The sequence below is a fragment of the Micromonospora chalcea genome (assembly GCF_002926165.1).
Taxonomy (GTDB): Bacteria; Actinomycetota; Actinomycetes; order Mycobacteriales; family Micromonosporaceae; genus Micromonospora; species Micromonospora chalcea.
In genome coordinates this window covers 1-9,091 of the sequence record NZ_MAGP01000037.1, presented here as the reverse complement: position 1 = coordinate 9,091, position 9,091 = coordinate 1, and the positions used below count along the sequence as shown (strand labels likewise).

Annotated in this window: 9 protein-coding genes; 7 read left to right on the top strand and 2 right to left on the bottom strand. The window is 73.7% G+C overall.

Annotated elements, in window-relative coordinates:
- Positions 1 to 33 precede the first annotated feature (33 nt).
- Together BAW75_RS05200 and BAW75_RS05195 are read left to right on the top strand one after the other, a co-directional pair.
- The gene (locus BAW75_RS05200; protein ID WP_013287536.1) at positions 34 to 297 is read left to right on the top strand and encodes a DUF6244 family protein; all 264 of its coding nucleotides are present in this window, start codon (positions 34 to 36) and stop codon (positions 295 to 297) included.
- A gap of 170 nt (positions 298 to 467) precedes the next feature.
- On the top strand, positions 468 to 1,271 hold the full coding sequence (locus BAW75_RS05195) for a lipase family alpha/beta hydrolase (RefSeq protein WP_104112825.1): 804 nt from the start codon (positions 468 to 470) through the stop codon (positions 1,269 to 1,271).
- A gap of 41 nt (positions 1,272 to 1,312) precedes the next feature.
- Here BAW75_RS05195 and BAW75_RS05190 read toward each other — a convergent pair whose 3' ends face one another.
- Both BAW75_RS05190 and BAW75_RS05185 read right to left on the bottom strand, forming a co-directional pair.
- Positions 1,313 to 2,905: a GMC family oxidoreductase gene (locus tag BAW75_RS05190; RefSeq protein ID WP_104112824.1), complete on the bottom strand. Its 1,593-nt coding sequence runs from the start codon at positions 2,903 to 2,905 to the stop codon at positions 1,313 to 1,315.
- Positions 2,906 to 2,984: 79 nt separating this feature from the next.
- On the bottom strand, positions 2,985 to 3,851 hold the full coding sequence (locus BAW75_RS05185) for an aldo/keto reductase (RefSeq protein WP_104112823.1): 867 nt from the start codon (positions 3,849 to 3,851) through the stop codon (positions 2,985 to 2,987).
- Positions 3,852 to 4,014: 163 nt separating this feature from the next.
- Between BAW75_RS05185 and BAW75_RS05180 the strand changes: the two genes are divergently transcribed.
- The 5 genes from BAW75_RS05180 to BAW75_RS05155 all read left to right on the top strand — a co-directional run bounded on the left by BAW75_RS05180 (position 4,015) and on the right by BAW75_RS05155 (position 8,859).
- Positions 4,015 to 4,380, top strand: a complete 366-nt coding sequence (locus BAW75_RS05180; protein WP_043329557.1) for a YciI family protein — start codon at positions 4,015 to 4,017, stop codon at positions 4,378 to 4,380.
- Between the two features lie 405 nt (positions 4,381 to 4,785).
- Positions 4,786 to 6,234, top strand: coding sequence for a pyruvate kinase (gene pyk / locus BAW75_RS05170; protein ID WP_104112822.1), 1,449 nt, complete (start codon positions 4,786 to 4,788; stop codon positions 6,232 to 6,234).
- A complete protein-coding gene (locus BAW75_RS05165; protein ID WP_043329561.1) occupies positions 6,231 to 7,109 on the top strand; it encodes an acyl-CoA thioesterase in 879 nt (292 codons plus the stop codon). Before pyk ends, BAW75_RS05165 begins: the two co-directional genes overlap by 4 nt.
- A 70-nt stretch (positions 7,110 to 7,179) precedes the next feature.
- Positions 7,180 to 7,647, top strand: coding sequence for an RrF2 family transcriptional regulator (locus tag BAW75_RS05160; RefSeq protein ID WP_043329564.1), 468 nt, complete (start codon positions 7,180 to 7,182; stop codon positions 7,645 to 7,647).
- 111 nt (positions 7,648 to 7,758) lie between these two features.
- Positions 7,759 to 8,859: a sulfite exporter TauE/SafE family protein gene (locus BAW75_RS05155; RefSeq protein ID WP_104112821.1), complete on the top strand. Its 1,101-nt coding sequence runs from the start codon at positions 7,759 to 7,761 to the stop codon at positions 8,857 to 8,859.
- The last annotated feature ends 232 nt before the right edge of the window (positions 8,860 to 9,091 follow it).

Below are 9,091 nucleotides of genomic sequence, written 5' to 3'. Positions count from 1 at the left end.
GTTCCCGAGGGTGGGTGAGGTGGGGGAGACGTTGTGAGCGCGGCGGAGATCATCGCGAGGCTGGCGGCGGCGGCGCAGAAGCTGGACGAGGCCAAGGCGCGCACGGCTGCCGCGGCACAGGACGCGGCGGAGGCGCGGGCGCTGGTGGCGGGCGCGCTGGAGGGGGCGACGGCCGGGCCGCTGATCGGCGTCATCGACTCCTACCGGCAGGCGCTGGCGCAGGCCGCGCAGGGCGGGGAGCCGGCCCGGCAGCACGTCCAGGAGACCATCGCGAAGGTCCAGGCGCTGGGCAACTGAGCCCGGCCCGGCTTGCCGGTTTGCGCGGTGGGCGCGACAAGTGGTTACCGCCGCGTAACTTTTCATTGACGTGTGTGAAATCGGACACGCATCATCGTGTCCACGATCGATCGGATCCCACCCGTCCCCTCCCGGTCCGCCCGGGTGCCTCCCCCTCGGAGGTGCAGCCCATGCTGCTCCGAACGATCCTGGCCGCCACCACGGTCGCCACCGTCCTGCTCGTCCCGGCCGCCGCCCAGGCGGCCGCCGCCGAACCCGCCGCCCCGTCGAACACGGCCACCGTCACCGCCGCCGCGCAACGGGCCGCCGCCGCGGCCGCCGACCCGGTGATCGTGGTCGGTGGCCTCAGTGGAATCTCCATCGCGTACGAGCCGATCGCCGCCCGGCTGCGCGCCGACGGCTACCGGGTCTCGATCTTCCAGTTGCCGAACCTCGGCCTCGGCGACATCCGCGAGTCCGCCCGTGCGCTCTCGACCTACGTGGACCAGGTCCGCGCCGCCACCGGAGCGGCCCGGGTCGACCTGGTCGGCCACTCCGAGGGCGGCCTGGTCAGCCGCTGGTACGTCAAGTACCTCGGCGGCGCCGCCACCGTCGACCAGTACGTCAGCCTCGGCAGCCCGCAGTACGGCACGTACGTCGCCAACCTGGTCGCGTTCCTCGGGCTGGGCAGCTGCGCCGGGGTGATCGCCTGTCAGCAGATGTCGATCGGGTCGAGCTTCCTGGCCGACCTCAACGCCGGTGACGACACGCCCGGGCCGGTTCGCTGGGCCACCGTGCGCACCTGGCAGGACGAGCTGGTCCGGCCGGTCGACAACGCGCTGCTCGCCGACGGCGCCACGAACGTGCTGGTGCAGGCGTGGTGCCCGCTGCGGGTCGTCGGCCACCTCGGGCTGGTGCTGGACGGCACCACGTACACGGTGGTGCGCCAGGTGCTCGCCGGCGCCCCGGTCCGGCCAGACTGTTTCGCGGTCTGACACCGGTGCCCGGGCCCGCTCGACCGCCGGCCCGGGCGCTGTCAGCTCCCGTCCCGCCCGCGGATGACGTCCGCGGCCCGCCAGGCCAGCGCGCTCACCGGGGCGCTGGTCCAGCCCGCCACCATCACCGGCAGCACCGACGCGTCGACCACCCGCAGCCCGTCCACGCCGCGTACCCGCAGCTGCGGGTCGACCACGTGGTCGTCGCCGTCGCCCATCGCGCAGGTGCCGATGGCGTGGTAACCGCAGTAGCCGCGCGCCACCGCCGCCTCGACGATCTCGGCGTCGGTGCGGACCGCCGGGCCGGGCACCGTCTCGGCCCGGATCCGCTTCGCGATCGGCCCGGTGGCGAAGAACTCCCGCATCCGGCGGAACAGGTCCGCCGCCACCCGCCGGTCGTGGTCGGTGGTGAGGTAGTTCGCCACGACAGCCGGCGGCGTACGCGGGTCCGCGTCGGTGATCGCCAGGCTGCCCTCGCTGTCCGGCCGGGTGACGGTGCCCAGGCACATCAGTCCCGGCTCCCGTTCCAGTTCGAGCGCCTTGCCGGGCCGCGGCGGCGCGGCCGAGAACGGCGCCATCAGCAGGTGCGCGTCCGGGCGGTCCAGCTCCGGCCGGGACTTGACGTGGGCCGCCACGTCCAGCACCGGCAGCGCGAGCGGGCCGCCCCCGGTGAGCAGCCAGCGCAGCGTGGCCCGGGCCTGCCCGAGCGGGCTGCCGATGGTCATGTTGTGGCCGCCGGGCTCGGCGAGGCGGTACTGCAGCACCATCGACCGGTGCTCGCGCAGCCCCGCGCCGACCCGGGGCCGGTCGAGCAGCACCGGCACGCCCGCGGCGCGCAGCGTGTCCGCCGGCCCGATGCCGGAGACCTGCAACAGGTGCGGGGTGGCCAGGGCGCCCGCGGCGAGGATCACCTCCCCGGCCGCCCGGCGCTCGACCTCCCGGCCGCCGTGCGCCACCCGTACGCCGACCGCCCGGCCGCCCTCGACCAGCACCCGCAGCACGACGGCGCCGACCTCGACGGTCAGGTTGGGCCGGCGCCGCACCGGGTGCAGGAACGCGTTCGCGGCGCTGACCCGCCGTCCGCCGTGGATGGTGGCGGTGGGGTAGCCGATCCGCTCGTCGTCGTCGGCGTCCAGGTCGTCGGCCCGGCGCCAGCCCAGCTCGGCGCCGGTGGCCACCATCTCCTCGGCGAGCGGGTCGGTGCCGGTGGCGATGGACAGCCGCACCGGCCCGCCCGCGCCCCGGTGCGGCGCGGGGCCCAGCGGGTGGTCCTCCAGCCGCGTGAACACCTGCCGCATGGCCGACCAGCCCCAGCCCAGCGGGTCGAGGGCGTCCCAGTCGCGGGCCGCGCCGCGGCTCCAGATCATGCCGTTCACCGACGTCGAGCCGCCGATCATCCGGCCGCGCTGCCAGATCTCCTGGCGGCCCGGCCCGGTGGTGGCCGGGTAGTGCCAGGCGGTGCGCTCGTCGTCCATCAGCCGGGAGAACGCCTTTGGCACACGCACGTACGGGCTGCGGTCCCAGCCGCCCGCCTCCAGCAGCAGCACCCGCGTCCCCGGATCCTCGGTTAGCCGGTTGGCCAGCACGCACCCCGCCGCGCCGGCCCCCACGATGACATAGTCGAACTCCTCCACAGCGGACCCCCACTCGTGAGAATCCTTCTGACGGTAGTTGCTCGATCACGTTCCGCGAAAGGGCCGGACGGCGGCCGACTCAGGCCGCCTTGGCCAGCGCCTCGAACTCGTCGTCGGTCAGTTCCACCTCGGCCGCCGCCACGTTCTCCTCCAGGTGCGCCACCGACGACGTACCGGGGATCGGCAGCATCACCGGCGAGCGGCGCAGCAGCCAGGCCAGCGCGAGCTGCGCCGGAGTGGCGCCGTGCGCGGTCGAGATCGCGTCCAGCGGGCCGCCGGGGCGGGCCAGGTTGCCGGTGGCGATCGGGAACCACGGGATGAACGCCAGGTCGTGCCGCTCGCAGTGCGCCAGCACGTCCTCGGCGCCGCGGTCGGCCAGGTTGTAGAGGTTCTGCACGGACACGATCGGGACGATCTCCCGGGCCGCCTCGATCTGCTCGACGCTGACCTGCGACAGCCCGATGTGCCGGATCTTGCCCTCCTGCCGCAGCAGCGCCAGCTCGCCGAGCTGGTCGGCCAGCGGCACCTTCGCGTCGATGCGGTGCAGCTGGTAGAGCGGGATGCAGTCCAGGCCCAGGTGGCGCAGGCTCAGCTCGCACTGCTGGCGCAGATACTCCGGGCGGCCCACCGGCCGCCAGTCGTCCGGGCCGGAGCGGGTCAGCCCGGCCTTCGTCGCGATGACCAGGTCGTCGGCGTACGGGTGCAGCGCCTCGCGGATCAGCAGCTCACTGACGAACGGCCCGTACGAGTCGGCGGTGTCGATGAACGTGACGCCCAGCTCGTACGCGCGGCGCAGCACCCGTACCGCCTCGGCCGGGTCCTTCGGGTCGCCCCACACGCCGGGGCCGGTGAGCTGCATCGCCCCGTAGCCGAGGCGGTCGACCCGCAGGTCACCACCGATCCGGTAGCTGCCCGACGCCTTGGCGGGCTGGGTGCTGGTGGCCATCGCGGTCCTCCTGTGCTCGTACGCGGTCGCGGGCGGCGCGCGCCCCGACCCCTGGACATTCCCCGAATCGTGGCGGCGAAGCACCGGTAGTTGCGGCGAGCGGCCCCGGCGCACCGGACCGCCGTGCGAGGCTGGGCGCAACGGTGGTCAGCAGGAGGTGCGCATGGGCACGACGCCACGGCTCGACTTCGCGCTGGACACGTACGAGTGCATCGTGCTCTACCCGGGGCCGTCCGGCCGGGCCCTGCCGGAGGAGACCGTGCAACGGCTGCAGGCCGAGCATCTGCAGCACATGCGGGCGCTGCAACGGCGCGGCATCGTGCTCGTCGACGGCTCGGTGGACGGCCCGGCCCGGGAACCGGATCCGCCGATCGGCTTCGGCCTGGCCCGCACCGGCTCGGTGGACGACGTGCGCAGCGTCATGGAGGCCGACCCGGCGGTACAGGCCGGGCTCTACCGGGTCGAGGTGCTGACCTTCCTCTGCCCGGCCGGCTCGCTGGAGTTCCCGCTGGTCAAGACGGAGAGCTGACGGCCGGCGCGGTCTCGTCGCCGTTCTCGGCGATCGCGCTGCACCACTTCCACGGCGCCGCGAGCCGGGTCCCGCTGGAGCGGACCGCGTCCGGGCTGCGCGCCGACCACCTGCTCGCCGAGATCATCGCGGCCTGGCCGCCCGGCGGCTGCCCGAACCTGCCCCCGGCCGGTCCGGCGGGGCCGCGCCACGGCGAGGGCGGACGGCATCCACGGGAGCACCCGGCCGGCACGTGACGGCGAGGGGTACCATTTCCGCCGCGCGGTCGCCGATGCCCGCCACACACGACGTTCCGGTGCGGTACGCCAACCGCCCGCCCGCGCGGTACACGCGCGTCGTTGGACAACTGTTCCGCTGTCCGCAAGGGGTCGGCCGGGAGGCCGATCCGGAGGAGAGACTAGCCTGATGGGCGTGACACGCCGCGCGAAGATCGTCTGTACTCTCGGCCCCGCCACCTCGTCCCCGGAGCGTATCCGAGGGCTCGTCGAGGCGGGCATGAACGTGGCGAGGCTCAACTTCAGCCACGGCAGTCACGCCGACCACGAATCGGTCTACCGGCTGGTCCCGGCGGCCGCCGAGGCGTCCGGCAAGCCGGTCGCGGTGCTGGCCGACCTCCAGGGGCCCAAGATCCGGCTGGGCCGGTTCGCCGACGGCCCGCACGAGTGGCGCACCGGCGACTCGGTCGTGATCACCGGTGACGACGTCGTCGGCTCGAAGGAGCGCGTCTCCTGCACCTACCGCAAGCTGCCGCAGGAGGTGAAGCCGGGCGACCGGCTGCTGATCGACGACGGCCGCGTCGCGGTCGAGGTCAGCGACGTCACCGGCAACGACATCCGGTGCCTGGTCACCGAGGGCGGCCCGGTCTCCAACAACAAGGGCGTCTCGCTGCCGAACGTGGCGGTCAGCGTCCCGGCCCTGTCCGACAAGGACGCGGAGGACCTGCGCTTCGCCCTCGGCCTCGGTGTCGACCTGGTCGCGCTCTCGTTCGTCCGCTCACCCGAGGACATCAAGCTCGTCCACTCGATCATGGACGAGGAGGGCGTGCGCCGCCCGGTCCTGGCCAAGGTCGAGAAGCCGGAGGCGGTCGACCACCTCGAGGCGATCGTGCTGGCCTTCGACGGCGTCATGGTCGCCCGCGGCGACCTCGGCGTCGAGCTGCCGCTGGACCAGGTGCCGCTCGTGCAGAAGCGCGCCGTGCAGCTCTGCCGGGAGAACGCCAAGCCGGTCATCGTGGCCACCCAGATGCTCGACTCGATGATCGAGAACTCCCGCCCGACCCGCGCCGAGGCCTCCGACGTGGCCAACGCGGTGCTCGACGGCGCGGACGCGGTGATGCTCTCCGGCGAGACGAGCGTCGGCAAGTACCCGGTGCTCACCGTCAGCACCATGGCCAAGATCGTCACCACCACCGAGGCCGGCTCGATCGCCGTCCCCCGGTTGCAGCACGACCCGCGTACGCACGGCGGCGCGCTCACCGTGGCCGCCTCCTCCATCGCCCGGGCCATCGGCGCCAAGGCCATGGTGGCGTTCTCGCAGACCGGCGACACCGTCAAGCGGCTCGCCCGGCTGCACTGCGACCTGCCGCTGCTGGCCTTCACGCCGGTACCGGAGGTGCGCAACCAGCTCGCGCTCTCCTGGGGCGTGGAGACGTTCCTGATGCCGTTCGTCCAGCACACCGACGACATGTTCCGCCAGGTCGACCAGGCGCTGCTCGGCCTCAACCGGGCCAACCCGGGCGACTACGTGGTGATCGTGGCGGGCAGCCCGCCCGGCACCCCCGGCTCCACCAACACGCTGCGCGTGCACCAGCTGGGTTCGCTCGTGGACGCGGCCTCGGCGCGAGCGCTCCAGTGAGTGCTGCGGCGACCGGGCAGGCGGCGGTCGACCAGCTGCTGGAGGTGCTCGACCTGGACCGTACCGGGGAGATGACCTTCCGGGGGATGAGCCCGCCGGTGGGCCCGCAGCGGGTCTACGGCGGGCAGGTCGCCGGCCAGGCCCTGGTCGCCGCCGGCCGCACCGTCGACGCGGAGCGGGCCGTGCACTCCCTGCACGGCTACTTCGTGCGCCCCGGTGACCCGGCCGAGCCGATCGAGTACCAGGTGGAGAACGTCCGCGACGGCCGGTCCTTCTCGGTGCGCCGGTCGGTGGCGTTGCAGCACGACAAGCCGATCTTCTTCATGTCGGCGTCGTTCCAGCGGCAGGACGAGGGGCTGGACCACCACGCCCCGGTGCCGCCGGACGTACCCGGCCCGGACGACGTGCCGACCATGACCGACCGGCTCTCCCGCTACCCGGAGCGGCTCGGCATCTGGGGGATGATCCCGCGCCCGATCGACGTGCGCTACGTCGGCGAGCCCGGCTGGGTACGCCCCGGCGACCGCCCGGCCGAACCGCACCAGCGGGTGTGGATGCGGCTGGACGGCAAGCTGCCGGACGATCCGCTGCTGCACGCGTGCGCGCTGACGTACGCCTCCGACCTGACGCTGCTGGACTCGGTGCTGTCGGTGCACGGCGAGGTGTGGGGCCCGGGCGGCGTGGTCGGCGCGAGCCTCGACCACGCGCTGTGGTTCCACAGGTCGTTCCGCGCCGACGAGTGGTTCCTGTACGACTGCTGGAGCCCGTCCGCGTCGGGCGGCCGTGGCCTGGCCACCGGCCGCATGTTCACCGCCGACGGGCGGCACATCGCCAGCGCCGTGCAGGAGGGACTGCTGCGCCGCGTCGGCGGCTGAGCGGCGGGTGATGATCGTCCGGGCGCGGGTCGGCGGGGCGGCCCGCACCCGAGCGGACTAACCTGGCCGTATGCGTCTTTCCGCCCGGGTCGACTATGCCCTCCGCGCGGCCGCTGAGCTGGCCTCGGTCGCGGACGGGACCGCCGAGCGGAGCCGCCCGGTGACCGCCGAGCAGATCGCCCGGTCCCAGGACATCCCGCCGAAGTTCCTGGAGAGCATCCTGCTCCAGCTTCGCCGGGGCGGCATCGTGCACGCCCAGCGTGGCCCCGAGGGCGGCTACTGGCTGGCCCGGCCGGCGAGTGAGATCTCCCTGGCCGAGGTGATCCGCGTCATCGACGGGCCGCTCGCGCACGTGCGCGGCCAGCGTCCGGAACAGCTCGGCTATCAGGGCGCGGCCCGCGCGTTGCAGGACGTCTGGATCGCGTTGCGGGCCAGCGAGCGGGAGATCCTGGAGCTGGTCACGATCGCCGACGTGGCCTCCGGTGAGCTGCCCGGCCGGGTCAACGAACTGGCCGCCGACCCGCGCGCCTGGAGCTGACCGCGCCGTCCGGCGTGTCCTACCAACCGGATGGGGGACTTGACCGGGACCACCTTCGTGCCGCATTGTCGACCAAGTCGATAGGAGATACCGAAAAGTCAGGGGGCGCTCGTGCGCAAGCTGCTGGTCCTCGCCCTCGTCGGGCTCGCCGCGCAACTGGTCGACGGCTCGCTCGGCATGGCGTACGGGCTGACCTCCTCGACGCTGCTCCTGTTCGCCGGTGTCGCGCCGGCCGCCGCGTCGGCCTCGGTGCACCTGGCCGAGATCGGCACCACGCTCGCCGCGGGCGTCTCGCACTGGCGCTTCGGCAACGTCGACTGGCGGGTCGTCGGCCGGATCGCGCTGCCCGGCGCGATCGGCGCGTTCGCCGGGGCGACGTTCCTCAGTTCCATCTCCACCGAGGCCGCCGCGCCGTGGATGGCGGCCATCCTGTTCACGCTCGGCGCGTACCTGCTGGTGCGGTTCTCCCGGCCGCTTCGGGCCACCCGCGCCGCCGGCCGGCTGCGGAGCCGCTTCCTCGCCCCGCTCGGCCTGGTCGCCGGCTTCGTCGACGCCACCGGCGGCGGAGGCTGGGGCCCGGTCGCCACCCCGGCGCTGCTGGTCTCCGGCCGGATGGAACCCCGCAAGGTCATCGGCTCGGTCGACACCTCCGAGTTCGTCGTGGCCGGCGCGGCGAGCGTCGGCTTCCTGATCGGCCTGGGCACCGAGGGCTTCCTGCTGCCCACGGTGGCGGCGCTCCTGATCGGTGGCCTGATCGCCGCCCCGATCGCGGCCTGGCTGGTCCGCATCGTTCCCGCTCAGCTGCTCGGCGCCGTGATCGGCGGCGTGATCGTGCTGACCAACGCCCGCACGCTGCTCAGCGCCGGCGGCGTGAGCGGCTCGGCGCCGGTGGTGGTGTACGCGCTGCTCGGTGTCGCCTGGGTGGTCGCCATTGTCCTGGCGGTGCGGGCGCTGCGCCGCACCCGCCGCGCCCGCGCCACCGTCGAAGCGGCGCTGGCCTCCGCGTCGCCGGCCTCCGCGTCGCCGGTCGAGGCCGCGCCCGTCTCCGCGTCGCCCGCGGAGGCGGGGGAGTCCGCTCGGCCGGGGGAATCCGTCGGGTCGGCAGAGGCCGCGAAGTCGGGGCAAGTCCCGGAGCCGGTGGTCACCGCCGAGACCTCCGAGCCTGCCGAGGCTGCGGAGTCGCGGAAGCTCGCCGCCGCCGTCGAGGGCTGAGCCGCTCGCGTTCCCGGGCCGCGCCATCGCCCAGGAGTGTTCTGTCTCGGCGTGTCGCGCGCCGTAGAGACATGTCCTGCTGACCGATATACCTCAGAGTCATAATTATGGGTCTTGTGACGTGTCTGTGGGTGGTTGGGCGCGTCGTTGATGGCGCACGCCGTTGTCCTGCCTAGGTTCTGGCTTGTCGAAGGTCAGAACTTGATGGGCGGGAGAACGGCGTGCGTTCTGC

Bases quoted from the DNA above. Each gene is read 5' to 3' on its own strand.
- BAW75_RS05195 (WP_104112825.1), top strand. From the start codon at position 468: ATGCTGCTCCGAACGATCCTGGCCGCCACCACGGTCGCCACCGTCCTG.
- BAW75_RS05185 (WP_104112823.1), bottom strand. From the start codon at position 3,851: ATGGCCACCAGCACCCAGCCCGCCAAGGCGTCGGGCAGCTACCGGATC.
- BAW75_RS05180 (WP_043329557.1), top strand. From the start codon at position 4,015: ATGGGCACGACGCCACGGCTCGACTTCGCGCTGGACACGTACGAGTGC.
- pyk (WP_104112822.1), top strand. From the start codon at position 4,786: ATGGGCGTGACACGCCGCGCGAAGATCGTCTGTACTCTCGGCCCCGCC.
- BAW75_RS05160 (WP_043329564.1), top strand. From the start codon at position 7,180: ATGCGTCTTTCCGCCCGGGTCGACTATGCCCTCCGCGCGGCCGCTGAG.